Here is a 25,124-nt window from a genome sequence, read left to right on the forward strand (position 1 = left end):
TTATAAAAACAAGGTGGTTAGCATGCCAGATGTCACATTGAGTAATGTCGTCAATATCAATAAGGAAGACGATTTTGGATTCGGCACACAGATCCGTAAATCGCCTTATTTTGATGCAACCGTTCGATGGGGGGCCACGGCGTTTTCGGTCTACAACCACATGTATATCCCGCGCGCCTTTGGCGACCCTGAGCAGAATTTCTGGAACCTGGTGAATGAGGCCATTCTCTGCGACGTAGCTGCCGAGCGTCAGGTCGAAATTACCGGTCCGGATGCTGCTGAATTCGTTCAGCGCCTCACGCCGCGCGATTTATCGGCCATGGCCGTGGGGCAATGCAAATACATTCTTATGACCAACGCAGATGGTGGCATTTTGAATGACCCCATTCTGCTTCGGTTGGCAGAAAATCACTTCTGGATCTCGTTGGCCGACAGCGACATTTTACTGTGGGCGCAAGGACTGGCTGTCTACGCCGGGCTTGATGTCACGATCAGCGAACCTGATGTCTCCCCCTTGCAGTTACAGGGGCCACGCTCAGGCGACGTGATGCGGGCACTGTTGGGTGAAAGCATCATGGAACTTCGCTACTTCTGGCTTTGTGAGGTTGAGCTGAACGGTATTCCGCTGATCGTCTCACGCACGGGCTGGTCGAGTGAGCTGGGTTACGAGCTCTATCTGCGGGATGGCTCGAGGGGAGATGAACTCTGGGAAACGATCATGGCAGCCGGTGAGCCCTTCGGACTGAAACCGGGGCACACTTCGTCGATCCGTCGCATCGAAGGGGGGATGCTCTCCTATCATGCGGATGTAGACATGAGCACCAACCCTTATGAGCTGGGCATGGATCGTCTTGTGAACCTGGACATGGCAACTGATTTTATTGGTAAAGCCGCCTTGAAGAAGATTCAGGCTCAAGGCGTGAGCCGCAAACAGGTCGGTTTATGGATCGATGCCGCCCCGCTGAAAGGGCCTAACACAACGTTCTGGCCGCTTGAACGTAATGGAGAAACGGTTGGCAAGGTAACCTCCGCCGTCTACTCACCACGCCTGGGGCAGGATATTGCACTGGCGATGGTGGCGATTGACGTTGCCGACCTTGGCACAGAGCTGGAAATTCACACCGCGACTGGACCTGCTCGGGCAGTGGTTGTCGAGAAGCCTTTCTTCGACCCTAAAAAGAAACTCGCGGTATCGGCATAAGCGCGTCACCAAGGGGCAGTGGAAATTGCCCCCTTTCACCTAGCCGTCACAGGAGCGCTTTATGTATTCGATTCGTCGTTGGGTCGTGCGGCATGCGAGGTCTGTTGAGACTGCCTATCGGATGTTTGAGCCGGTCGTTATAAAGCTGGCTCCGTTCTGGAATTGGGTGGGTTATCAGCGGGCAGAAAAACCCGTCGGCCAGGTGGAGAAACTCTCCAAGGAATTATTGTTCGACTGCAAGATGTGTGGCCAGTGTGTCCTCAGCGCTACCGGCATGTCCTGCCCCATGAACTGCCCCAAAAGCATGCGTAACGGCCCCTGTGGCGGCGTCCTGCAAAACGGCCATTGTGAAGTGCTTCCCGATAAGCGATGTGTCTGGGTGGACGCTTGGGAGGGAAGCCAAAAAATGCAAGGCGGCGACCAGATACATGCCGTGCAATTACCGGTTGATCACCGCCTGCAAGGGAGCTCGTCCTGGCTTCGCGTGGCGCGTAAATCTTCGGATGATGCACCACATAACAACCAGGAGGGGCGTGATGATTAACCATGAAGCAGGTGATGATCGTCGCGTCACGGCGACTGCGTCGTTCAGTTCTGCCAGCCGACTGGAGCGAACATTAAAAGCGGGCTACTTCGCCGTTACCAGTGAGTTGGCTCCTCCCGACTCGGCGAACCCCGAAGACGTCTATGCCCGGGCGCGGGTCTTTGATGGTTACGTGGACAGCATGAACGCGACGGACGGCTCCGGCGCCAACTGCCATATGTCCAGTGTGGCCATGTGTGCGCTGCTGTCACGCATCGGTTACGACACGGTGATGCAGGTTTCCTGCCGAGACCGAAACCGAATTGCCCTTCAGGGGGATGTGGTGGGGGCCGCCGCGCTGGGGGTCAATAATATCCTGTGTTTGACGGGGGATGGCGTGCAGGTAGGCGATCATCCGGAAGCAAAGCCGGTGTTTGACCTGGACTCCATGTCGCTGCTGGAAGTCATTGCCGGGTTACGCGACAAGCAGATGTTTGTTAGCGGCCGAAAAATCACTGACCCGCCGCGGGTGTTTCTGGGGGCGGCTGAAAACCCATTCGTACCGCCACTGGATTTCCGGCCTTATCGGCTGGCGAAAAAGATCGCCGCGGGCGCACAGTTTTTCCAGATGCAGTACTGCTTCGATCTACCCCGTTTTGCAACGTTCATGGCCCGCTCGCGCGACCTGGGGCTACTCGAGAAATGCTTTATTTTGCCCGGTGTTGGGCCCCTGGCATCGGCACGCGCAGCCAACTGGATGCGGCATCACGTGCCGGGTGTGCATATTCCGGATGCCGTCATCAAACGCCTGGAAGGTGCGCAGGACCAGAAGCAGGAAGGCCGGCAGATATGCATCGAAATGATTCAACAGTTGCGCGAGATACAAGGCGTGAGCGGTGTCCACATCATGGCGCATCGCCAGGAATCGGCGGTCGCCGAAATTATCGAGAAATCCGGCGTGTTGCGTGAACGACAACCGTGGTTTCCGGGGAGCGACCCGCTACCCGAGGAACGACACGACGTGCAACGCGACCACTCATTATCATTTTGTACAGGCCGACTATCGTGACAAAAAATCCGGATAACAGACGTCACTTTGTGCTGACCGTCAGATGCGAAACGGGGCCAGGCATCGTCTCAGGAGTCACCTCTTACCTGGCAGAGCATGGCGGCAATATCGTCGAATTGGCCCAGTTCGACGATAAAATCACCGGGCAGTTTTTCATGCGAAGCGTGTTCAACATTCTCCCGGATTCCACCTGCACGTTTAACCAGATACGCACGGGGTTCATCGAGCTGGCCGACCGACTTGGCCTTGAGTGGGAGATGAAAGAAGCTGACCGTCCAACACGGGTCCTGATCATGGTCTCCCGCTTCGATCACTGCTTGCTTGATCTTCTTTATCGTCACCGCAAAGGCGAATTGAATATCGAGATTGCTGCTGTGGTATCCAACCACCTGGACCTTCGGCCCATTGTCGAGCGCGATGGTATTCGGTTTGTTTATTTGCCGGTCACCAAACAGAACAAACCGGCGCAAGAAGCTGAGCTGATGAAGCTGGTGAATGAAACGGAAACCGAGCTGGTGATCCTGGCGCGGTATATGCAGATTCTGTCAGATCCGCTATGCCGTCAATTACATGGGCGTGCCATCAATATTCATCACTCCTTTCTGCCAGGCTTCAAAGGTGCCAAACCCTATCATCAGGCCTTTGACCGCGGCGTGAAGCTGATCGGCGCGACGGCGCACTATGTGACTGCCGACCTGGATGAAGGCCCGATCATCGAGCAATCCGTGCAACCCGTCGATCACGCTTACTACCCGGAAGAACTGGTGGCGTTAGGCCGTGATACCGAGACGTCGGTACTGACGCGTGCCGTCAAGCTGCATGCCGAGCAGCGTATTTTTCTCGCGGGTGACAAAACCGTGATTTTTAAATAACAGTAGTGAGACCTTCATGGCCCAGTTAATTGATGGCAAAGCGCTCTCCGCTCAAGTGTTGCAGCAGGTTGCCGCCGACGTTGCGTTACTCAAGGCAGAGTACGGCATCGTGCCCACCCTCGCCGTCGTGCTGGTGGGGGAAGACCCTGCCAGCCAGGTATACGTGAGAAATAAGTTGAAGCGGTCTGCGGAAGCCGGTATCGGTTCCAGGGAACACAGGCTAAATCGTGATACGACCCAACAGGAATTGGGACAGTTGATCGAGGCGTTGAATCATGACCCCGAAGTGCACGGCATTCTGGTTCAGCTACCGCTGCCCTCCCAGTTGGATGAGGATGTGGTGATTGCCTCAATTCATCCGGACAAGGATGTTGACGGCTTTCACCCGCTGAACGTCGGGGCGCTTGCCGCCGGACGTGACACGCTGGTGCCGTGTACCCCTCAGGGCTGCATGATCATGCTTAACCAGGTTTACCCGGACCTGAGCGGCAAACACGCCGTGGTTGTCGGGCGTTCCAACATCGTGGGCAAACCGATGGCAATGCTGCTTTTGCAGGCCAACTGCACCGTCACCGTTGTGCATTCCCGCACTCAGAATATCGCGGCCGTTTGCCGCAATGCCGATATCGTGATCGCCGCCGCTGGCCGCATGGAGCTCGTTGACGCTGACTGGATAAAGCCGGGGGCAACGGTGATCGATGTCGGCATCAACGCCATCGAAGTGGATGGCAAGCGCAAGCTCATCGGAGACGTAGCCTTTGATTCGGTCTTCCCGGTTGCCGGTGCCATTACGCCAGTGCCTGGCGGCGTAGGCCCCATGACGATCGCCTGCCTGCTTTTGAATACAACTCGTGCCCTAAAACGCCAGCTGACCGCGCATCCCGATAAGGCGTCAGTCGCGGTGGCTGCAAACGGCTAGCCGCGGCAATGAGTAGCGTTCAGGTCTTAAGCATGCAGCATTTGGGAAGAGTAAATGTTGTTTTACACTGATTTTAAAAGGAGTCGCCGCCATGTCCGTTCATGAAGCCGCCATCAGTTGGCAGTACGCCCCTCACGAGTCGGAGGCGGATACCTACTCGCGCAATCACATCGTGACATTGAATGGCCGTCAGGAAGTGGACGTTTCCGCGTCGGTTGAATTCAAGGGCGATGCCAACTGTGCCGACCCGGAGCAGATGCTGATCAGCGCTGTATCCAGCTGTCACATGTTGTTTTTCCTGGCCATCGCCGAAATGCAAGGCTATCAGGTGGAATCTTATCGGGATGACCCTAAAGGGTATCTGGAGCGTAATGACAAAAAGGGGATGGAGATGACGCGGATTGAGTTATCTCCTCGGATTACGTTTGGCGGCGACAAGGTGCCCGACCAGGAAGCGATATCGAAAATCCATAGCAAAGCCCATAAGAGCTGCTTCATTCGCAACTCGGTCACCGCCGATGTGACGGTTAATGCTCTTTGATCAGCCATTTCCGGGGAGATGATGATGAATAACAAAAACGCTGTGCAAGACATCCTGTTAAGGGAAGATGCGTCAGGTGCTGTCTACCTCACATTGAACAGACCGGATAAATTCAACACCCTTTCCGAGGCCATGCTGTCTGCCTTGCAACACGAGCTGGAAGATATCGCTGCTGACCCCGCTGTGCGCTGTGTGGTGATTGGTGCCAATGGGCGTGGATTTTGTGCGGGTCACGACTTGAAGGAAATGCGGGCAAATCCTGATCAGGCCTATTACCAAGCGTTATTTCGCAACTGCAGTCGGTTAATGCAGAGCATTGTCACGCTACCGGTACCAGTAATCGCCAAAGTGCAAGGAATGGCCACGGCAGCAGGCTGTCAGTTGGTGGCCAGCTGTGACTTGGCGATCGCCGCCAAGTCCGCCAGTTTTGCCGTATCAGGCATCAACGCTGGCCTGTTCTGCTCGACCCCCGCGGTCGCGTTATCGCGCTGTGTGTCCGCCAAACGGGCGTTCAACATGCTGATATCGGGAGAGTTCATCGACGCGGAGACGGCGCTGGACTGGGGGCTGGTGAGCGATGTCTGTGAAGATACCGGTCTGGATGCGGCCCTGGCCGAAAAGGTGGCCCAGATTCTGAGTAAAAGTCCGGCGGCAGTGCGTTATGGCAAGTCCATGTTCCATTCCCAGCGACAGATGAGCCTAGCAGATGCCTACGACTTTGCTGGCCATGTCATGGCCGAAAACATGCTCGAGCCGGATGCGGGTGAGGGGATTGACGCCTTTTTGGGCAAGCGTCAACCCGTATGGCAGCAGCCGGGTCACTGAAAGGGCAGCGTCTCAGGCCGTGCCCTTCATGCTCGAGTAAAGCCGCTCAACTTTCGCGCTCATTCTCGCGCTCACTCCTGTGTCATCAGGGCCTCATGAAACAGAGCTTCGACGCGCTCCTGGGTTCGCGCATACCAGGCTTCGTCCTTGGTCACTGCACCCTGGGCGTTGATGGGGTGGGTGGGAATATGCAGGCGCATGTCCAGGCCAGTGTCGCGGTGGGTAGTGACCTGCATCGAAGCAGAATGTCGCGCTGGGCCATAGGGAATATGCCGGGCCAGCGCCACTTGGCGCTCGCTGGTAGTGGCAAAACGGATAAACGTTTGGGCCGCCTCAGGGTTCGGGGCGCCGCGGGGGATCACCCAGGTCTCGTGTTCCTGGAGCTGGCCGTCCCAGAGGATCTCAATGGGTAGGTCACGCTCCACCATGGCTGCGAAGAAGCGGCCATTATAGCCGGACGCCATGACCACCTCGCCCTCCTCGAGCAGGCGCACCGGGGTGTCGCCGGACTCCCACCACTTGATATTGTCGATGCTTTGCAGCCGTGCGAAGGCCAGGTCCAGTCCGCGACGGGTACTGAGCAGACGGTAGAGTTCTTCCCGGGGTACCTGGTAGGAAAGCAGCGCCCACTCGAGGTTAGCCGCCGGGGTGCGCTGCAAGGCCCGGGGGCCAGGGAAACGCTGTTGATCGAAGAGATCGGCGATACGCGTAGGACGCTCCCCTGGAAAGGCATCACGGCGATAGGCCACGACGGTGGCAAAGATCGAGTGGCTGATAAAACAGCGCCCCAGGGCGCCAGAAAAGAAATCCTGAGATGCCGGTGTGCCGTCCGGCGCGGGGGCGGCCAGTTCGCTAGGCAGCGCTTCCAGCAGCCCCTCCTCGCAGGCCGCCATGGCCTCGCTGCGGGTCATATCGATCACGTCCCAGGGGACGTCGTTCTCCGCCACGGCCTGGCGCAGTTCCTTCAGGCCGCCGTTATAGCTGTCCACTGCCACCGGTACGTCGTGGGCGTCGGTGAAGGGTGTGAAGAGGGCGCGGCGCTGGGCTTGCTCGTAGGCACCGCCCCAGCTCAGTATCGTCAGCGAGTCGGCAGCGTTGGGCACTTCCGCGCTGATGGGGGTTGCCAGGGCGAGCAGCCCAGCCAGGAGTCTCGGGGTCCATCGTCTAGCCAGCACCGTGTTCCTCCCGTCGCAGGGCGTCGCTGTGATGCAAGAAGGCTCGCGCAATGCTCGACTCATAGGCCACACCCAAGAAGCGCCGTTCGTTGTCCACTACGGCGATGGCCTCACCGGTGACCTTCTCTAGCTGATGCATTGCCTCCCAGAGTGATGAGTGTGGGTCCAGCACGGGACGAGGCGTCTCGGGACAGTCGGCCAGGGTTGTCGCCTCGCTGCCTGCGCGGAGGGTCTCCAGGCTAGCCAGGGTCACGCAGCCTTGGTAACGCCCTCGGTCGTCGACCAGGTAAGCTTCGCCATGGCCTGCTGCGCTCAGGCACGAGATAGCCGCGTCCAGCGGGGTCGCGGGGGCCAGGGTGACAGCGTCGTGGCTTATTAAATCGGTTAATCGCGTCTCCTGGAGCACGGCGCGACTGCGGCCAGCGGAGAGATCCAAGCCACGGCGGGCCAGTTGAATATCGAAGAGCGAGCGGCCGAACAGTTGGGCGGCCAACGGATTGGCGAGCGTGACGCTGGCCAGGGCGGCGGTGGTCAAGGCATAGCTGCCGGTGAGTTCGAAGACGATCAGCAGGGTGGTAAGAGGTGCACCGAGTACCGGCGCGGTGACCGCGACCATGCCGCACACGGCATAGAAGATGAACGTCTCCTGGCCGCCGCCCAGCTCGGCGACCAGGGTACCCATCAAGGCGCCGAAGAGGGTGCCGATCACCAGCGCTGGGCTGAAGACGCCACCGGCGAAGCCCAGCCCCAGGCACAAAGCCGTCGCGGCCAGCTTGAGTAGCAGTACCATCAGCAGCTCGCCGCCGCCGTAAGCCCCTGGCAAGGTGGCGAAGCGCAGGGTTTCCTGGCCCATGCCGAGAATATCGGGCACCCACAGCGCGGTGAGGCCGAGCAAAGCCCCGGCTAGCGCGGGGTGCAGGCTGGTGGGCAGCGGTAGCCGCTTGGCTAGCTGCCCCATGGCAAGAACGGCATGCATATAGGCACCGGCCACCAAGGCCCCCAGGCCACCCAGAACCAGGAAAAGGGCGAATTCCCAGGGTTGGGGCACGCCGGGCTCAGTTATATGGAACAGCGCCCCTTGATCCAGCAACTGGGTGGCCAACACATAGCCGACGATGGCGGCGGCCGCCACTGGCGCGAAGGCGCGTAGGGCATAGTGGCGCAGCACGACTTCGTGGGCGAAGACAATGCCTGCCAGGGGCGCATTGAAGGCGGCCGCAATGGCAGCCGCCACTCCGCAAGCGATGGTAATATTGTCTTCTGAGCGCCCCAGGTGCAGCAAGCGAGTGATCAGCGAGCCGAGCGTCGCGCCGAGATGTACCAGCGGGCCGTACTGACCCACCGAGGCGCCGGCGCCCAACGACACCAGGCTGCTTAACCCCGAGAGCGCACCCGCCTTGGCAGGCAGGCGACCCCGGCGGGTCTGGACAGCCGCGATGGCGTCGGCAGGAGTATGGGGGCGACCCCTGGGAAGACCACGGTGCAGTTGGCCAACCAGCAGCCCCCCAAGGGTTGGCACCAGCAGGGTGGCCAGGATCACCAGCGTGGTGTTGGCCGCCATCATCTGGCCTCGGGGGGAGATCAACAGCAGGTCGTTGAGCCATAACACCGCATTGACGAAGCCAACGGCCACTAGCGCCGCCATTCCCCCCAACGACACTGCCCAATAGTACCAGGCCAAGAAAACGCAACACCGCCAGGGGATGTCGGGCCGAAACGCTGTCTGTGCTGGGCGTGTCCATGTCCCAGTTATAGGCGTTATCGGATCGCCGGGCAAGGAAGCACGAGCGCCATCCAGTCAGAGCTGTATGGCGCCGAGTAGCTTACAGCGCTGAGATTTTAGCTCGCTGCTCTTCCAACAGCTTTTTGGCGGCCTGGAAGTCGGCGAGCTTGTCGCGTTCTTTCTTCACCACGGCTTCCGGGGCCTTGGCGATAAAGCCTTCGTTGTCGAGTTTCTTCTCGATGCCGCCGATCAGCTTGTCCTGCTTGTCAATTTCCTTGGCAAGGCGTTGCAGCTCGGCGTCTTTGTCGATCAAGTCTGCCATGGGCACCAGCACTTCCATGTCGCCGACCAGCTGTGTGGCGGAGAGCGGCGCGTCATCGGGGTTTTCAAGCCAGGTGGCGCTTTCCAGTTTGGCCAGCTTGGCGAGGAAGTGGCGGTAGCTTTGAAGACGCTCGGCGTCTTCCGGCTGGCCCTTGGTGAGCAGTACGTCGAGCGGTTTGCCGGGGGCGATGTTCATCTCGGCGCGGATATTACGCACCGCGATGATCACACCTTTCAGCCATTCGATATCACGGGTAGCCTGCTCGTCGATATTGCTGTCGTCGGCTTCCGGCCAGGCCTGCAGCATGATGGAGGCGTCGTCGCCGACGTAAGTGCCCGCCAGCGGTGCGACGCGCTGCCAGATCTCTTCGGTGATATAGGGCATCATCGGGTGGGCGAGGCGCAGAATCGCTTCCAGCACGCGCACAAGCGTGCGGCGCGTTCCCCGCTTGGCCTTAGCCGTGGCATTGTCATCCCACAGTACCGGCTTGGAAAGCTCTAGGTACCAGTCGCAGTACTCGTTCCAGACGAATTCATACAGCGCCTGGGAGGCGTGGTCGAAGCGGTACTCGTCCATCGCCTTGGTGACCTGGGCTTCGGTTTTCTGCAGCTGGGAAATAATCCAACGGTCAGCCAGGGAAAGCTCGACATCGTTGACGCCTTCGCCGTCCAGCGTGGTGCCGCAGTCCTCGCCTTCGGCGTTCATCAGCACGTAGCGCGAGGCGTTCCACAGCTTGTTGCAGAAGTTGCGGTAGCCGTCCAGACGGCTCATATCAAACTTGATATCGCGCCCGGTCGTCGCCTGGGAGAGGAACGTAAAGCGTAGCGCATCAGTGCCATGGGGCTCGATACCGTCCTTGAATTCATCCCTGGTCGCTTTGGCAATCGCCTTGGCCTTCTGCGGCTGCATCATGTTGCCGGTGCGCTTTTCGAGCAGTTCATCCAGCGTAATGCCGTCGATCAGGTCGATGGGGTCCAGTACGTTGCCCTTGGATTTGGACATCTTCTGGCCCTGGCCGTCGCGCACCAGGCCGTGAACGTAGACCGTCTTGAAGGGAACTTCGCCGGTGAACTTCAGCGTCATCATGATCATCCGGGCGACCCAGAAGAAGATGATGTCAAAGCCGGTGACCAGCACGCTTGACGGATGGAAAGTCTCAAGCTCGGGTGTTTGTTCCGGCCAGCCCAGCGTGCCAAAGGTCCAGAGGCCCGAGCTGAACCAGGTATCGAGTACGTCTTCGTCTTGTGTCAGCTCAACATCGGCACCAAGCTCATGCTTCTCGCGGGCTTCGGCTTCCGTGCGGGCAACGTAGACATTGCCTTCGGCGTCGTACCAGGCCGGAATGCGATGGCCCCACCATAGCTGGCGGGAGATACACCAGTCCTGAAGATCGCGCATCCAGGCGAAGTACATGTTTTCGTAGTTCTTGGGCACGAACTGGATGTCGCCGTTTTCTACCGCCTCAATGGCGGGCTTGGCGAGGGACTCGACGGCCACAAACCATTGGTCGGTAAGCAGCGGCTCGATCACGTCACCCGAGCGGTCGCCATAGGGCATGGTGTTGTTGATGGTCTCTACCTGCTCCAGCAGGCCCAGCGCCTCCATGTCGGCGACGATCAGCTTGCGCGCTTCAAAGCGGTCGAGTCCGGCGTACTTGGCGGGCAGGGTGGCGTCTTCATCGGGCTGCGACTGGCCCTTGAGGTCGTAAATTTCGGCGCGCTCAAGGATAGTGGCGTCCTGACTGAAGACGTTGATCAGCAGGTGATCCTGGCGCTTGCCGACCTCGTAGTCGTTGAAGTCGTGGGCCGGGGTGATCTTCACGCAGCCCGAGCCTTTTTCCATGTCGGCGTGCTCGTCGGCGACGATGGGCAGTTGGCGACCGACCAGCGGCAGTTCGATGAACTTGCCGACTAGCGAGGCATAGCGCGCGTCTTCAGGGTTGACCGCCACGCCGGTATCCCCCAGCAGGGTTTCCGGACGGGTGGTGGCGACGACCAGATAGTCCTTGCCGTCGGCGGTTTTGGCGCCATCGGCCAGCGGGTAGCGGAAGTGCCAGAAGCTGCCCTGCTGGTCCTTGTTTTCCACCTCAAGGTCGGAAATAGCCGTGTGCAGCGTCGGGTCCCAGTTGACCAGCCGCTTGCCGCGATATACCAGGCCTTCTTCATGCAGGCGGACGAAGACTTCCTGCACGGCTTTGTAGAAGCCGTCATCCATGGTGAAGCGCTCGCGGGACCAGTCGACGCTGGCGCCCATGCGGCGCAGCTGGCGGGTGATGTGGTCGCCGGATTCCTCTTTCCACTCCCAGACCTTGTCGATAAAAGCCTCACGGCCCAGGTCGTGGCGGGTTTTGCCTTCCTCGGCGGCGATTTTGCGCTCCACCAGCATTTGCGTGGCGATGCCCGCATGGTCGGTACCTACCTGCCACAGGGTGTTATTGCCCTGCATCCGTTTCCAGCGCGTCAGGGTGTCCATGATGGTGTCCTGGAACGCATGGCCCATGTGCAGGCTGCCGGTCACGTTGGGCGGTGGAATCATGATCGAAAAGGGTTTGCCGCGGCCGGTAGGCGCAAAACGGTTGTCGGCTTCCCAGCGCTCGTACCAGCGAGTTTCGATCTGTTCAGGTTGGTAGGTCTTTTCCATGGATTGGCTCACCGCAACGATGCTTCCTGGAGGGAAGCGTGGAATTCATAAATAGGGTCGAAAAAATGGCGTCAAGTATAGCGCGATTAAGGGTAGGGCGTCAGGCCCTAGCCGGGTGACGATTCAGCCCGCGCATGGCAATTAGTCCAAGTATCGGTCCCGGCAACAGCCACCAGATCACCGCCAGGCCTTGAGCCGACCAAAGGGCAGTGACCAGCGCGATGGACGGAATGGTCAGGCCAAACCCAATGGCATTCATCATGGCAAGCGCTGCGCCTAAGCGTTCGGGCGGCGCGGTGGCGCTGGCCAGGGCTGAGAACTGCGCAGAATCGGCGATCACGCTAAAGCCCCAAAGCAGTAACAGGGCGATCAGCAAAAGCGGCGGGGCGGCACCGAGGAGCGGGTAAAACAGGCACAGGGCACCCGAGGTCGCCAGCGCCATGAAGGCCACCCGGGCACTTCCCAACCGGCGACTCCAGCGGCCTGCCAGCACGCAGCCGGGCAAGCCGATAGCGATAATCGCAAAGCTTATCCAGGACTGGCCGCTGATGCTTGCATCAAGGCGCTCCAATTCACGAGTAACCAAAAACGGCACCAACGCCCACAGCGCATACAGTTCCCAGCAGTGGCCGAAGTAGCCCAGCGCTGCGGCCCGAAAGCCTTTGTGTTTAAACGCGGCCAGCCCCGCCCACGGCCGCCCGCTGGAGGCCTTGGCAGGCAGATGCGAGCCAACCCCCAGTCGATAAATCATCAGCGCGGCGACCAGTGCCAACAGTGACGCCAGCAGCAGCGGCCACTGCCAGGGCAACTGCAGGGTCAGACCACGCAGCAGGTGCGGCGAGGCAATGCCTAGGGTCAGCATGCCCACCAGCCAGCCCAGCGCGGCGCCTGCGTGACTGGGCGTCCAGCTGACCACCAGTTTCATGCCCAGCGGGTAGATGCCTGCCAGGCAAAGCCCGGTCGCGAAACGGGCGATCGCGGCGAGCGTGACGTTATCCGCCACGCCAATAAAGGCGGCGTTAACCAGCGCCCCAAGAACCGCCGAGATGGCAAACAGATGGCTGGCGCGAACGCGGTCGGCCAGGCCCGTGGTGGCAATCGCCAGGGTGCCGGTAATAAACCCGGCCTGGACGGCAATGGTGAGGAGCCCGAGATCACCTTCACTCAGCCCTACGGCCTCCTGCAGGGCAAGGCCAACGCCGTTAACACTGAACCATAGCGAGGTACCAAATAGTTGGGCGATAACGATTGTGACAAGCGGGTAGCGTGTAAACACTTTAGAGCCTCTTTGAGTGCGCGTTGCGCGGGAGGGTCGCGTTGATGAGATAACAATGCAGATCCAATAGAGCGACAAATTGCTCATTGTGCGTTGGCTCAATCAAGTGCGCCATTTCGTGAACGATGATGTATTCCAGCAGGTCTCTGGGCGGCTCACCCGCTCGGTGTTAAGCCGCAGCTACTCAATAGTAATCAACAATTTGCTGTCATGACGAATTTTTTGAAAACAGCATTGTCACAGGCGTGGATATCGCAAGACCCGTCAGGATTGTGTCGGGCAAAAAATGCACTTTGTACGTAATGGGAGTTTTTATGCAGCTAGCCAAACTTTTCGCTCCGGCAGTCGCCGCACTGGTATTCAGTGTTCCCGCCATGGCCCAGCAAATGGGTGGCGGCATGGGTGGTGCACCCAGCGTCGATGACCAGATTAACCAACTCGATGAAATGTTGGATCTGAATGACGGGCAGAAAGAAGAGCTAAACGATCTTTTGACCCAGATGCAAAATGACAACACTGCCAAGCAAGAGGAAGCTCGAGAGCTGCAACAGCAACTCGGCGAACACGTTCAGGCAGATTATGATGAAGCGGCCATCCGCGCAGATGCGGAGCGTCTTGGTGACCTAACGGCCGAGATGACAGCCGAGAGCGTCATCATCCAGTCTCAGATCGAAGACGTGTTCACTCAGGAACAGCGCGATCAACTGGATGAAGCCATGGCTCAGCAGCGAGAGCAAATGAAACAGATGCAGGAGCAGATGCAGCAGCAACAGCAGGGAGGCTAAAACGAAGACGCACTGAAAGCGTTCGTCTATCTCTGTTGACGACCCCGCCAAGTGCGGGGTCACTTGTTTGTGGCGGGTGGTTTTCTCGGGGGTCTTCGAGATGTCGGTCAACTCAGCCATTACCCCAACATATGCGGCACGACCTCATGGCCGAGTTCTTTATAGCGCTGCCAGCAGGCGCGCTTGGCGACCAGCACCTGCTGGTGCTGGTTAATAATCTCGGCGATTCGGGCGTAGCGCTCAATGCCTTCGGGAATATCCGGGTGCAGATTTAGCAGGGCGGTCTCTGTCGAGGGCACCGGTAACTGCTGCCAGCCGAGCGTGATCGGCACGCTTTCGGCCATGTCGCTGTCTTCCAGCGCGTGGGGTAGGTAGGCGTCATCGCGGAAGCCCCACAGGGCCTCGTCGGCCTGTTCGGCCAGGGCTTTATCTTCGCAGTGCAAATGCAGGCGATAGCCTTTACGCCAGATAGTCTCGGCCAGCTTGCAGGCAAACTGGAGGCGGGCATCCAGCGTTGTGTCCGGCAGGATATAAAAGTCGATACGCGCCATTGGGGATTCCTGGCAGGGCGTCTCAAGGCAGCGCCGCCGCAAGCAATGCCGCGGCGACGCAAGCGGGTGGGGTTATGCCAACTGGGTGAGCCAGCCGTATTTGTCTTCGCTACGCCCGTACTGCAGATCCAGCAGCTTGGTACGAATGCGTTTAGCGACCTCGTTGCTGCCGTCGCCTGCTAAACGAATGCGCTCGTCTTCGCTGACCAACTCGCCCACTGGCGTGATCACCGCCGCCGTGCCGCAGGCAAAGACTTCGCTAATCTCGCCGGAGGCCGCTCCCTCGCGCCATTCGTCGATGCTGATGGGGCGTTCTTCCGGGGTCAGGCCTTCGTCTTTGGCCAGGGTGAGTACCGAGTTGCGCGTGACGCCTTCGAGAATGGTGTCGGTCAGGCGGGGCGTCACCAGGCGACCGTCCTTGAAGACGAAAAACAGGTTCATACCGCCCAGTTCCTCGATCCACTTGTTTTCGGCGGCATCCAAAAACGCGACCTGACTGCAGCCATTGGCGGCCGCTTCCTTTTGCGCTGCCAGCGAGGCCGCATAGTTGCCCCCGCACTTGGCAAAGCCGGTGCCGCCTGGCGCGGCGCGCTTGTAATGGGAGGACAGCCAGATGGAGACGGGCTCAATCCCGCCTTTGAAATAGGCGGCGGCCGGCGAGGCAATCACGTAGTAATCCACCTCATGGGCAGGACGTACGCCCAGAAACGCTTCCGAGGCAATCATGAACGGGCGCAGGTAGAGGCTGCACTCGTCGGCATTGCTCGAGGGCGTGGGCACCCAGGCGTGATCCTGAGCGAGCAGCGCTTTCAGCGAGCCAACAAAGTCCTCGTCGGAAAGCTCCGGCAGCGCAAGGCGGCGGGCGCTGCGACGAAAGCGCTCGGCGTTCTTCTCGGGGCGGAACGTCCAGACCGAGCCGTCGGCGTGACGGTAGGCCTTGATGCCTTCGAAGATTTCCTGGCCGTAGTGCAGCACCGAGGCGGCGGGGTCAAGCATCAAGGGCCCGTAAGGGCGCACCTGGTGACCGTGCCACTCGGCGTCGATCGTCCAGCGAACGTGGGCCATGTGGTCGGTGAAATACTGGCCAAAGCCGGGGCTCTTCAGAATGTTGTCGCGAATCTCGCCGTCTGTCGGCTGATTGGACGGCAACACGTCAAAACGGGTATCAGAACTTGCAGTGGGCACGGCTGTGGGTCTCCGCTAGCAATACGCCTTTTCAGGCGAGTACTGTATCAGTAAGAGGCATTAAAACAGGCGCACTGGGTCAAGCTCAGTACGCCTTGATGTGTTCAGGTTTAACGGTTGTGACGCTTAAAGGCAACCGCTGGTTGTTCAGTCGTCGCCATTTTCGACTTGGGCGTCGTTTTCGCGGTCCAGCAGATATTGCGTCAGTAGCCCCACAGGGCGTCCAGTGGCGCCTTTCTGCTTGCCCGAGTGCCAGGCCGTGCCCGCAATATCCAGATGCGCCCAGGGGAAGTGCTCGGCAAAGCGCGACAGGAAACAGGCGGCCGTAATCGTCCCCGCCGGGCGGCCGCCGATATTGGCCAGGTCGGCAAAGTTGGAGTCGAGCTGCTCCTGATATTCATCCCACAGCGGCAGGTGCCAAGCGCGGTCCCAGGCTCCTTCGCCCGCATCGAGCAAGTCAAGGGCGAGGTCATCATCGTTGGAGAGCAGGCCGGTGGCGTGATGGCCCAGGGCGATAATGGCTGCGCCGGTGAGCGTGGCGATATCGACGACGCTTGCTGGCTTGAATCGCTCGGCGTACGTTAACGCGTCGCACAGCACTAGCCTGCCTTCGGCGTCGGTGTTGAGTACTTCAACCGTCAGCCCTTTTAGCGTGGTGATGATATCGCCGGGTTTGGTGGCGGCGCCGTCCGGCATGTTTTCCGCCGCGGCAACGATAAACACCAGGTTGAGCTTGGGCTTGATGTTGAGGAGTGCCTTGACCGTGCCAAACACGCTGGCGGCACCGCCCATATCGAATTTCATTTCGTCCATGCCCTCGCCGGGCTTGAGCGAAATGCCGCCGGTATCGAAGGTGATGCCCTTGCCGATCAGGACATGGGGGGCTTCATCCGCATTGTCGGCCCCTTTGTAGTGCATGACGATCAGGCGGCTTGGCTCGCGACTGCCACGCCCCACCGATAACAGGGCGCCTGCGCCTAATTCGGCAAGTGCCTCCTCGTCCAGAATGTCGACGTCCAATGCGCCTTTGGATTCACGTCCAAGCTGCTCCGCCTGGTCGGCCAAGTAGCTGGGCGTGCACACATTCCCCGGCAAATTGCCCAGCGTACGCGTATAGTTGATGCCCTGACCGATGGCGCTACCCTGGTGGGCGCCCTGCCGGGCCGCCTCGGCGTCGGCGGCGTTGCTGATCATCAGGTTCAACTGCGTTAGGCTGGCCGCTGGTGCCGGGTTGCGCTTGAACTGATCAAACCGGTAGCTCGCACGCTCGATGCTTTCGAGCACTTTGCGAGCTTTCCAGCTCGTATCGCGATCGGCAAGCGGCACGTCGGTCAGCATGACGCTGGCGTCGTCGATGGGCAGTTTGATCAGCGCCGCCATGGCGGCATCCAGTGCCTTCAGATACGCCGTTTCATGGCATTTTTCGCGTTCGCCCAGGCCGACAATTAGCAGGCGCTCGGCACCCAGTCCTGGGGCATACGGCAGTAGCTGAACGTTCGCGAGGCTGGCATCAACGTCGCCGCTGGCGACAAGCTGGCCAATCAACTGTTCGCTGGCATCGTCGAGTTTGGCAACGGCGGGCAATAAATCGCTACTTTTGTGGTCAGGTACCTTGTAAACAGGAACGACCAGGCAGGCCGTTTCTATTTTGGCAGGGTTGGCCGTTTGAACGGAAAATTCCATGACGTCTCCAACAAGACAAGCATCGAGGTATTCAGGATAATGTTCCAGTGTACCCAAGCACTGCAGGTGTTGCATAACATCCTGCACGACTAGCCGGAGAGCGCGTTGATCTTATTTCGCTATTTAACCCGAGAAGTTCTGGTCACCATGTCCGCTGTAGCGGGCATTTTGCTGTTGGTGATCATGGGCAGCCGCTTTATCCGCTATTTTTCCGACGCCGCGGAGGGGGACTTTCCGGTCAACATCCTGGGCAGCTTGATGGTCTATCACCTGCCGGGTTTCATGGAGCTTATCCTGCCGCTTTCGTTCTTTCTGGGCATACTGCTGGCTTATGGCCAGTTGTACATGAACAGCGAAATCACCGTTATGGTGGCCTGCGGCATGAGCCCCAAGCGGCTGCTCAAGGTGACGTTACTGCCCGCCTCGGCGGTGGCGATAGCGGTAGGCGTTTGTAGCCTTTGGCTGACACCGGCGGGCGCTCTGCAAACGGCTGCCATTATAGAAGAACAGGAAAGCCGATTGGACGTGTCGGTACTGGCGCCCGGCCGCTTCCAGGAGTTCGGCGGTGGGCGTACTGCCTATATCAGCGGTTTCAATGATGATGGGAGTGAAATGCAGGATGTTCTCGTCCACGAGCAACGCACGCCTGGCGATGATGCCGAACACGACTATATCACCAGGGCCGAGTCCGGCTATCAGGAAACGCGGATGGATACCGGGAGCCGCTTTCTGGTGCTTAATGACGGCGAGCGTTACGGTGTGACGCCAGGACAGCGAAACGCGGAACGCTTGACGTTCGAGGGTTACACGCTGCGGCTGGGGTTGAGCCGTGACCGCCAGGAGCTGGATTCGCTGGAGTACGCCACTACGCTGGCACTGTGGCAGGATGACAATGATCGCGCCCAGGCCCAATGGCAGTGGCGGGCCGGGTTGCCGCTGATGGTCTTTATTCTGGCGATCATGGCGCAGCCGCTTTCGCGAGTTAACCCTAGGCAAGGGCGCTTTGCCAAGTTGCTTCCCGCGGTCTTTTTATACGTTGCCTACCTGAGTTTATTGCTGGCAGCCGTTGACGCGGTAGGTAGCGGCGCGTGGTCCACCACCGTGGGTATCTGGCCCGTTCACGGCGCGTTTCTAGTCTTGGGGCTATTGCTAATCTGGCACTCGCAACGCAAGGGGATGCGCTGATGATCGTTGATCGCCTCGACCGCTATATTGCTCGCAATGTGCTGGCGGCCATTGTGGTGGTGCAGTTCGTCCTGCTCGGGTTGGATATCACCATCGCCTACATCGACGATCTGGGCGATGTGCAGGAAGGGTATTCGGCCCTGGATGCGCTGTTCTATTTGTTGATGCGTACCCCCTGGCGGTTTTACCAATACGCGCCGGTAGCGGTGCTGATAGGTGCGCTGATCGGCCTGGGCAGTATGGCGTCAAGCAACGAACTGACCGTGATGCGCGCGGCGGGACGTTCACTGGGACGTATTGTCTGGAGCGTGATGAAGCCCGTGTTGGTCGTCGTTGTTGTGGTGCTGATGGTGGCTGAGTATGTCAGCCCGCGCACCGAACAATATGCTGAAGCGTGGCGGCTTGAACAGCTTCAGGGTGAAGGCGCCATGTTGACCAGCCGCAGCGGCTGGCAGGTCGAGGGAGACAGCGTTTACCGCTTTGGCGCGATTCGGGCGGATAACGTGGTGCTCGACCTGACCCGCTACCGGTTCGATGAGGAGCGCCTTGTCGAAGCGACCCACGCGCGTCGCGCCCATTGGGACGATGGCGGGTGGCAGTTGGAAGATGTTGCCACCACGCGGATTTTTGATGATCACACCGAGTCTGAGCAAGCCGACACATTACGTTGGGAAACTGACTTTACGCCGCTGCAGTTGGAGCGACTGTTACGTTCGGTAGAAAGCCAGGCACCCAGCGAACTTTGGGCCTACGCGCGCTTCCTTGAAGAGCAAGGTATGCAGACGGACCAGCCGCTGCTGTATTTCTGGCAAAAAATGTTAATGCCGCTGACCATGGGGTCACTAGTGTTAATCGCCGCCTCGTTCGTGTTTGGTCCATTGCGTACCGTGGCGGCGGGCACACGAGTGTTTTACGGCGTGGTGACCGGGCTGGTCTTTAAATACGTTCAGGACTTGCTGGCACCGGCCTCGACGCTATTTGGTTTTTCCCCCGTCTGGGCGGTACTAGTACCTACGCTGGCTTGCGCCGCGGTGGGTGTGTATTTCTTGCGGCGCAACGGTTAACCCTTACGTCAGGAGCCCTATGACCCAGCGACGTTTTTCTCAACCGGCCAATACAAGGCCCGCGGGATTGCCACCGCGTTTGGGCGCGATGCTCTACGATGGCTTGTTGGTCACTGCCATCTGGATCGCCGTGACGGTCGCCCACTTGGCGTTTTTCAGGTTTGTGCTAGGCCAAAAGGCAGAAGATATTGGCACCCTGGGCGTCGATATTTGGAGCCTGCGGCTGTTGCTGGTGCTGATCACAACGCTGTTTTTTGTTTTCTTCTGGCAGCGCGGTGGCATGACGCTGGGCATGCAAGCATGGCGGCTGCGCGTGCAAACCCTCAATGGAGAGGCCATTTCACTCAAGCAAAGTCTGGTGCGCTGCCTCACTGCTTGGCTTTCCCTGGCAGCGCTGGGAATAGGTTACTGGTGGGTGTTGTTTGATAAGCATCGTCGCAGCTGGCCGGACATCGCTTCCGGCACCCAGACCGTGAAATTACCCAGGCATTAATTTTTCTTTGTAAGAGTGCAAAATGTCGCTCCCGACAACCATTTACATGCACCTTCACATCACTTAAGACGAACCGATACTAAAGGCCATACATTTTTACTTGCAAAGATGTATGCGACTCATTTACATTCACCTTATGAACTTTATGAGGTGCAGCCATGTACGTGTGTGTGTGCAAGGGAGTAACTGACCATCAGATCCGCCAGCAGGTTAGCGACGGCGCGCGTAGCTGGCAGGAAGTCCGTGAAGCAACCGGCTGCGCCACCCAATGCGGCAAGTGCGCATGCTTCGCCAAATCGGTTACCCGCGAAGCGGTTCTTGAGGCTCGCATGGAAGCCAATGCGGGCTTGGCATACGCCGTGTGACGCGAATCACTATTGTTAGGGTTATCTTTAGCAAATATATGATTTGCTTGAATTTTTATTCCTCATCTCTATACTCCCAGTAAGGCTGGGAGTACGCCTTTTATGGCCAATACTCCTTCATTAACGTAACTGCTTGATAGAGCCTGCTAAACTATCAGCATTACAGCAAAAAGGTGACGTCATGAAAGGTGATCCGAAAGTAATTGAGCATCTCAATATTGCACTTGGCAACGAACTGGTTGCGATCAACCAGTATTTTTTGCACGCCAAAATGTACAAAGATTGGGGCCTCAAGTCACTCGCGAAATGGGAATACGATGAGTCCATCGAAGAGATGCAGCACGCTGATAAACTGATCGAGCGTATCCTGTTCCTCGAAGGCATTCCCAATCTGCAGGATCTCGGCAAGCTGTACATCGGTGAAAACGTCAAAGAGATGCTCGAAAGCGATCTAAAGATCGAGCACGATGGCCGCAACGATTACATCGAAGCCATTACCTATTGCGAGAGCGTTAAAGATTACGTTACCCGCGATTTGCTGCGCGATCTGCTCGCCGACGAAGAAGATCATATCGACCACATCGAAACCGAGCTTGGTCTGATCGATAAGGTGGGTATTCAGAATTATATGCAGCGCCAGATGCAGATGGCAGGCGACGAGTAACCGCTTGAGTTGAGCCAGCTTATTAGCTGAGCCAATCGCACAACGCAAAACGGGCAGCCATCATTGGCTGCCCGTTTTGTTTTTAGCGGTCTCTAAACGTTATTCACTGTCGTCAGAGGATTCCACTATTCCGCAGCCTACGCGGCTTCCACCGCCGCCCAGTGCTTCAGGGTCATCCGAATAGTTATCGCCCCCTTCGTGAATCATGATGCTGCGGTTTTGTATATCCTCGACACTCAAGCGCGGCGCGAGGACAGGCAGGGTGGCGTTGCCATCTTCATCCACGATAAGTACAGGTAAATCCCCTAAATGGCCGTCTTCGTATGGTCCTTTGTGGCTGCCAGTTTCTTCGGGGTCATAATGGCCCCCGGCATAAAGCCCTGCGGTCATGTGGCCACTGTCGTTTTCCTGGGCCTCGCAGCTTGGGTTCTGGTGTACGTGAAAGCCGTGGGGGCCAGCCTCCAGGTCGCTGAGGTCAGGCGTCAATAGCAGGCCATGTTCAGTGTCTTCCAGCTTGATGCTGCCGATGGACTCCTCAACGCCTTCGGCGCTGATTTTGTGCATTTCTACATCCATGCTGTCGTTAGCCTGAGCAGTAGCGACGAGCAGTAGTGAAGCGGAAAGACCGCCGAGTAATGCTGCATAACGCATGATGATGTCTCCTTTCCTGGTCCATGGAAATTTCGTGATGAAGTACCTCCTTAAAGTAGCTGCATGAAGGCTAACCTGCCAACCTGTTCATCAAGTACTTTTCCCAATGGGTGGATGACAATGTCTTGCCCAGCCGTGACAATAGCGCCATTCCGCCTTTTAACCTGAGCCTGGGAGACACTATGGCGTCTGCGGACTACGATTTTCGCTTTGGCGGGATTCGCCGCCTTTATGGTCAGCGTGCCGCGGATGTATTTCGCCATGCCCATGTGGTGGTGGTTGGCGTTGGTGGGGTAGGCAGTTGGACGGTTGAGGCGCTGGCGCGCTCGGGCATTGGCAAGCTGACGCTGATCGACCTGGACGACGTATGTGTCTCCAACGTCAACCGCCAGCTCCACGCGCTGGATGGCACTATCGGCAAGCCCAAGGTTGAAGTTCTGGCCGAGCGCTGCCGTCTGATTGCCCCCGAGATGGAGATTATCGCCGACACTGCCTTTGTGACGCCCAGTAATCTGGCCGATCGACTCCCTACGGACGCCGACCATGTGGTGGATGCCATCGACAGCGTGATCGCTAAGGCGGCGCTTATCGCCTGGTGCAAGCGGCGCAAAATCCAGATTACGGTGACGGGGGCTGCGGGCGGACAAACCGATCCCACCAAGATTAAAGTGGCGGATTTAACGCGCACCGAGCACGATCCGCTACTTGCCAAAGTGCGCTCGCAACTGCGCCGGGATTACGGCTTCTCCCGCAATCCCAAGCGACGTTTCTCGGTGGAGTGCGTCTACTCCGATGAACAGCTTGTTTACCCGAGCGGCGATGGCGAGGTGTGCCTGCAAAAGCCCGGTAGCGGCGACGCTACGCGTCTGGACTGCGCCTCAGGCTTTGGTGCCGCCACCTTTGTCACCGGCACGTTCGGTTTTGTCGCTGCCTCTAAAGTGCTCGAACGACTCGCCAAAAAAGCCAACCAGCCAGCCGTCGCAAACGCCACTCAAAAGGAAGCTTTATGAACGCTCCCGTCCCCGGTATTTATCGTCATTATAAAGGCAGTCTTTACGAAGTGCTCGGCACCGCCCAGCACAGTGAAACTGAAGAACCGCTGGTTGTGTATCGCGCCCTGTATGGCGACTACGGTCTCTGGGTGCGCCCGCTTGAGATGTTTACCGAGACGGTCACCAAAGAGGGTCAGACCCAGCCCCGTTTTGCGTTGGAAAAAGCGTTTTCGTGAGAGGTATTGCTTATATTCTCTAATCAGCTATCTTTATAACCAATATTGCATGTCGTAAAAGCTCATGCCGTAAACACTGAGGATATAAGCATGAAGACCTTCGCGCTTTCCCAGCACAAGGGAGAAGGCACGCCGGACGTCGCCGGTTTTTTTGATCCCCGTACCTTTAGCGTTCAGTACGTAGTGAGCGACCCTGCGACCAAGCAGTGCGCGATTATTGACCCGGTGCTGGATTTTGACGAGAAATCCGGCGCAACGGCGACCTTTAGCGCTGACAAGTTGCTGGCTTATATTGAGCAAGAAGGGCTTTCGGTTGCCTGGATTCTGGATACCCATCCCCACGCCGACCACTTTTCGGCGGCCAACTATTTACAACAAAAAACCGGTGCGCCAACGGCCATTGGTCAGCACGTCACTAAAGTGCAGGCGCTGTGGAAGGAGATCTATCACTGGCCGGAGATGCCCACCGATGGCCGCCAGTGGGACACGCTATTTGCGCAAGGCGATACGTTTGAAATAGGTAAGCTATGCGGCCGAGTACTGTATTCACCGGGCCACACGCTGGCCTCGATTACCTATGTGATCGGCGATACGGCGTTTGTTCACGATACCCTGTTTCAGCCGGATTTTGGCACCGCAAGGGCGGATTTCCCTGGAGGCAGTGCCAAAGCGCTTTGGGAGTCCATCCAGCAGATTCTTTCCTTACCTGGCGAAACGCGGCTGTTCACCGGCCACGACTATATGCCTGATGATCGCGAGCCACAGTGGGAAAGCAGCGTCGCCGAGCAGCGGGCCAACAATCCGCACCTGGTGGGCAAAAACCAGGATGACTACATAGCGTTGCGCCGCAAGCGTGATAGCGAACTGCCCATGCCCAAGCTGATTCTCCACGCGCTGCAGGTCAACACCCAAGGCGGACGCCTGCCGAAGCCGGAAGCTAACGGCAAACGCTACCTGAAAATTCCGCTGGATGCCCTGGAAGGTGCGGCATGGGATTAAGTTATACCCTCGATGCTCAGTGGCTCATATAGTGCCAATTGCTACGCTCAAAAATTATAACTTGCTGACAACCAGAACCGTGGGTCTTCATGTTCGTCCGGTGGGTGAGAGCTCAGTCAGCAAGCGCTAATATTTCGAGCCTCCCCTGGCGTGACCCCAAAACGCTGCTTGAACGCGCGGTAAAACCAGGAAAGGTGATTGAAACCCGAGTGCAGGGCGATGTCGCTCACCGAACGTTGTGCCGAGTGGGAAGACGTCAGCGCACTAAACGCGCGTTGAAGACGCTGTTCAACCAGGTAGTCGGTAAAGGAAGTGTCCGCATTATTGAACAGCGCCCGGATATAGCTTGGCGATACAGCATGGCGTCGTGCCAGGTCATTTAAGGTGATCTGTGTCCTGGCATGAACGTTAATATCGGCTTTAATGGCTTTCAATCGCGCCTCACGCAGGCCACCACGCTGGGCATGCTCGCTTGCCTCCGGTGTAGCGCCGAGTGCCAGGCACGCAAGGTCGAGCAGTTGGTTGGTCAATTGCGAGGTGGGCTGACCGTCAAGCGCATCGGGGCATTTTGTCAGCGCCAGCGAGAGTTGGCTAAGGTGCTGTAATGATTCGCTGGGCAAAAGCAGGTGTTTGGGCAGGCGATCCATATCGCCAAGCATCGGCGCCAGCTGCGTGCGTGAAAACGCAACGCTCAGGAAGTTGACCCGCTCGCCGTGAAAGTCGACGCTACCTGACTGATGGTTATAGACGACGCGGGCTCTGCCCGGCGTGCAGGCAAGAGAATCATGGGCTTGGAGGTGAGAGAGCCAGCCACCTGGGCCTCCAGGGTGGATTAAAAGCGTAATATCATCGTTACCATCAGCAACTTGTGGGGTTTCACGTGCCGCATGCAGTGATGATGCGGTCACTCGAGCGATGGAAATTCCCGGCAGTAGCCTTATGCGTGTTTCAACATGCGGAACCTGCTTCCTGGGCGCATCAAGCCGTACTTGCGCCATAGCACTGTAAATATCCTGAGCTGCCTCGATGCGTTCGCAGGGGGCAAAGTCGTCTGTTGAAAATGAAAAAAAAGCCATGGCTGTTTGATGCGTTATTAAAAGTGTTGGCCGTCATTAATAAGTATTAAGAACGTTGAAAACAAGTAGGCTAAATGTCTCATGGGAATGTGTAACCTGCAGCAAATCT

At 58.2% G+C, this 25,124-nt stretch carries 26 protein-coding genes; 16 read left to right on the top strand and 10 right to left on the bottom strand.

The window, feature by feature from the left end; all coding sequences use genetic code 11:
- Nucleotides 1-22 precede the first annotated feature (22 nt).
- The 7 genes from HXW73_RS02665 to HXW73_RS02695 all read left to right on the top strand — a co-directional run bounded on the left by HXW73_RS02665 (nt 23) and on the right by HXW73_RS02695 (nt 5,950).
- Nucleotides 23-1,201: a glycine cleavage T C-terminal barrel domain-containing protein gene (locus HXW73_RS02665; protein ID WP_186254771.1), complete on the top strand. Its 1,179-nt coding sequence runs from the start codon at nt 23-25 to the stop codon at nt 1,199-1,201.
- 61 nt (nt 1,202-1,262) lie between these two features.
- Complete coding sequence (locus HXW73_RS02670) at nt 1,263-1,745, top strand: methylenetetrahydrofolate reductase C-terminal domain-containing protein (protein ID WP_186254772.1); 483 nt, start codon at nt 1,263-1,265, stop codon at nt 1,743-1,745.
- Nucleotides 1,738-2,793 (top strand): methylenetetrahydrofolate reductase, encoded by a 1,056-nt coding sequence (locus HXW73_RS02675; RefSeq protein WP_240538690.1) that lies wholly within the window; start codon nt 1,738-1,740, stop codon nt 2,791-2,793. Before HXW73_RS02670 ends, HXW73_RS02675 begins: the two co-directional genes overlap by 8 nt.
- Nucleotides 2,790-3,665, top strand: coding sequence for a formyltetrahydrofolate deformylase (gene purU, locus HXW73_RS02680; RefSeq protein WP_186254773.1), 876 nt, complete (start codon nt 2,790-2,792; stop codon nt 3,663-3,665). The genes HXW73_RS02675 and purU overlap by 4 nt, the downstream gene beginning before the upstream one ends.
- 16 nt (nt 3,666-3,681) lie before the next feature.
- Nucleotides 3,682-4,584: a bifunctional methylenetetrahydrofolate dehydrogenase/methenyltetrahydrofolate cyclohydrolase FolD gene (gene folD, locus HXW73_RS02685; protein ID WP_186254774.1), complete on the top strand. Its 903-nt coding sequence runs from the start codon at nt 3,682-3,684 to the stop codon at nt 4,582-4,584.
- A gap of 91 nt (nt 4,585-4,675) precedes the next feature.
- Nucleotides 4,676-5,125: an OsmC family protein gene (locus HXW73_RS02690; RefSeq protein ID WP_186254775.1), complete on the top strand. Its 450-nt coding sequence runs from the start codon at nt 4,676-4,678 to the stop codon at nt 5,123-5,125.
- An 18-nt stretch (nt 5,126-5,143) separates the two neighbouring features.
- Nucleotides 5,144-5,950 (top strand): enoyl-CoA hydratase, encoded by an 807-nt coding sequence (locus HXW73_RS02695; protein ID WP_222105022.1) that lies wholly within the window; start codon nt 5,144-5,146, stop codon nt 5,948-5,950.
- A gap of 71 nt (nt 5,951-6,021) precedes the next feature.
- On the opposite strand, the gene HXW73_RS02700 is transcribed toward HXW73_RS02695, so the two are convergent.
- The 5 genes from HXW73_RS02700 to HXW73_RS17990 form a co-directional block, all read right to left on the bottom strand.
- Complete coding sequence (locus tag HXW73_RS02700) at nt 6,022-7,125, bottom strand: ABC transporter substrate-binding protein (RefSeq protein ID WP_240538691.1); 1,104 nt, start codon at nt 7,123-7,125, stop codon at nt 6,022-6,024.
- The gene (locus HXW73_RS02705) at nt 7,115-8,806 is read right to left on the bottom strand and encodes a chloride channel protein (protein ID WP_240538692.1); all 1,692 of its coding nucleotides are present in this window, start codon (nt 8,804-8,806) and stop codon (nt 7,115-7,117) included. Before HXW73_RS02705 ends, HXW73_RS02700 begins: the two co-directional genes overlap by 11 nt.
- Nucleotides 8,807-8,948: 142 nt before the next feature.
- Nucleotides 8,949-11,810 carry a valine--tRNA ligase gene (locus tag HXW73_RS02710; RefSeq protein ID WP_186254778.1) on the bottom strand — a complete coding sequence of 954 codons (2,862 nt, stop codon included), beginning with the start codon at nt 11,808-11,810 and terminating at the stop codon, nt 8,949-8,951.
- 100 nt (nt 11,811-11,910) lie between these two features.
- Nucleotides 11,911-13,086, bottom strand: a complete 1,176-nt coding sequence (locus tag HXW73_RS02715; RefSeq protein WP_240538693.1) for an MFS transporter — start codon at nt 13,084-13,086, stop codon at nt 11,911-11,913.
- 1 nt (nt 13,087) lies between these two features.
- On the bottom strand, nt 13,088-13,201 hold the full coding sequence (locus HXW73_RS17990) for a hypothetical protein (RefSeq protein WP_446718994.1): 114 nt from the start codon (nt 13,199-13,201) through the stop codon (nt 13,088-13,090).
- 199 nt (nt 13,202-13,400) lie between these two features.
- On the opposite strand from HXW73_RS17990, the gene HXW73_RS02725 reads away from it, so the two are divergent.
- Nucleotides 13,401-13,871 (top strand): Spy/CpxP family protein refolding chaperone, encoded by a 471-nt coding sequence (locus HXW73_RS02725; RefSeq protein WP_186254779.1) that lies wholly within the window; start codon nt 13,401-13,403, stop codon nt 13,869-13,871.
- 119 nt (nt 13,872-13,990) lie between these two features.
- On the opposite strand, the gene HXW73_RS02730 is transcribed toward HXW73_RS02725, so the two are convergent.
- From HXW73_RS02730 to HXW73_RS02740, 3 genes are all read right to left on the bottom strand, one after another.
- Nucleotides 13,991-14,422 carry a DNA polymerase III subunit chi gene (locus tag HXW73_RS02730; RefSeq protein ID WP_186254780.1) on the bottom strand — a complete coding sequence of 144 codons (432 nt, stop codon included), beginning with the start codon at nt 14,420-14,422 and terminating at the stop codon, nt 13,991-13,993.
- 72 nt (nt 14,423-14,494) lie between these two features.
- Nucleotides 14,495-15,607, bottom strand: a complete 1,113-nt coding sequence (locus tag HXW73_RS02735) for a branched-chain amino acid aminotransferase (RefSeq protein WP_186254781.1) — start codon at nt 15,605-15,607, stop codon at nt 14,495-14,497.
- 147 nt (nt 15,608-15,754) lie between these two features.
- Complete coding sequence (locus tag HXW73_RS02740) at nt 15,755-17,290, bottom strand: leucyl aminopeptidase (protein WP_186254782.1); 1,536 nt, start codon at nt 17,288-17,290, stop codon at nt 15,755-15,757.
- A gap of 105 nt (nt 17,291-17,395) precedes the next feature.
- Between HXW73_RS02740 and lptF the strand changes: the two genes are divergently transcribed.
- From lptF to bfr, 5 genes are all read left to right on the top strand, one after another.
- Nucleotides 17,396-18,475: an LPS export ABC transporter permease LptF gene (lptF, locus tag HXW73_RS02745; RefSeq protein WP_186254783.1), complete on the top strand. Its 1,080-nt coding sequence runs from the start codon at nt 17,396-17,398 to the stop codon at nt 18,473-18,475.
- Nucleotides 18,475-19,539, top strand: coding sequence for an LPS export ABC transporter permease LptG (lptG, locus tag HXW73_RS02750; RefSeq protein WP_186254784.1), 1,065 nt, complete (start codon nt 18,475-18,477; stop codon nt 19,537-19,539). The genes lptF and lptG overlap by 1 nt, the downstream gene beginning before the upstream one ends.
- Before the next feature lie 19 nt (nt 19,540-19,558).
- The gene (locus HXW73_RS02755) at nt 19,559-20,032 is read left to right on the top strand and encodes an RDD family protein (RefSeq protein WP_186254785.1); all 474 of its coding nucleotides are present in this window, start codon (nt 19,559-19,561) and stop codon (nt 20,030-20,032) included.
- 158 nt (nt 20,033-20,190) lie between these two features.
- The gene (locus tag HXW73_RS02760; RefSeq protein ID WP_186254786.1) at nt 20,191-20,397 is read left to right on the top strand and encodes a (2Fe-2S)-binding protein; all 207 of its coding nucleotides are present in this window, start codon (nt 20,191-20,193) and stop codon (nt 20,395-20,397) included.
- A gap of 181 nt (nt 20,398-20,578) precedes the next feature.
- Nucleotides 20,579-21,061 carry a bacterioferritin gene (gene bfr / locus HXW73_RS02765; RefSeq protein WP_186254787.1) on the top strand — a complete coding sequence of 161 codons (483 nt, stop codon included), beginning with the start codon at nt 20,579-20,581 and terminating at the stop codon, nt 21,059-21,061.
- 99 nt (nt 21,062-21,160) lie between these two features.
- On the opposite strand, the gene sodC is transcribed toward bfr, so the two are convergent.
- Nucleotides 21,161-21,712, bottom strand: a complete 552-nt coding sequence (gene sodC / locus HXW73_RS02770; protein ID WP_186254788.1) for a superoxide dismutase family protein — start codon at nt 21,710-21,712, stop codon at nt 21,161-21,163.
- Between the two features lie 182 nt (nt 21,713-21,894).
- Here sodC and tcdA point away from each other — a divergent pair, with 182 nt between their 5' ends.
- From tcdA to HXW73_RS02785, 3 genes are all read left to right on the top strand, one after another.
- Entirely contained in the window at nt 21,895-22,722 is an 828-nt protein-coding gene (gene tcdA, locus HXW73_RS02775; protein WP_186254789.1) for a tRNA cyclic N6-threonylcarbamoyladenosine(37) synthase TcdA, read from the top strand.
- Complete coding sequence (locus HXW73_RS02780; protein ID WP_186254790.1) at nt 22,719-22,940, top strand: DUF1653 domain-containing protein; 222 nt, start codon at nt 22,719-22,721, stop codon at nt 22,938-22,940. The genes tcdA and HXW73_RS02780 overlap by 4 nt, the downstream gene beginning before the upstream one ends.
- A 90-nt stretch (nt 22,941-23,030) precedes the next feature.
- On the top strand, nt 23,031-23,939 hold the full coding sequence (locus HXW73_RS02785) for an MBL fold metallo-hydrolase (RefSeq protein ID WP_186254791.1): 909 nt from the start codon (nt 23,031-23,033) through the stop codon (nt 23,937-23,939).
- Between the two features lie 116 nt (nt 23,940-24,055).
- Here the strand turns inward: HXW73_RS02785 and HXW73_RS02790 are convergent, their stop codons facing one another.
- The gene (locus HXW73_RS02790; protein WP_186254792.1) at nt 24,056-25,015 is read right to left on the bottom strand and encodes a helix-turn-helix transcriptional regulator; all 960 of its coding nucleotides are present in this window, start codon (nt 25,013-25,015) and stop codon (nt 24,056-24,058) included.
- Between the last annotated feature and the right edge of the window lie 109 nt (nt 25,016-25,124).

It is taken from the genome of Halomonas sp. SH5A2 (genome assembly GCF_014263395.1).
Lineage (GTDB): Bacteria > Pseudomonadota > Gammaproteobacteria > Pseudomonadales > Halomonadaceae > Vreelandella.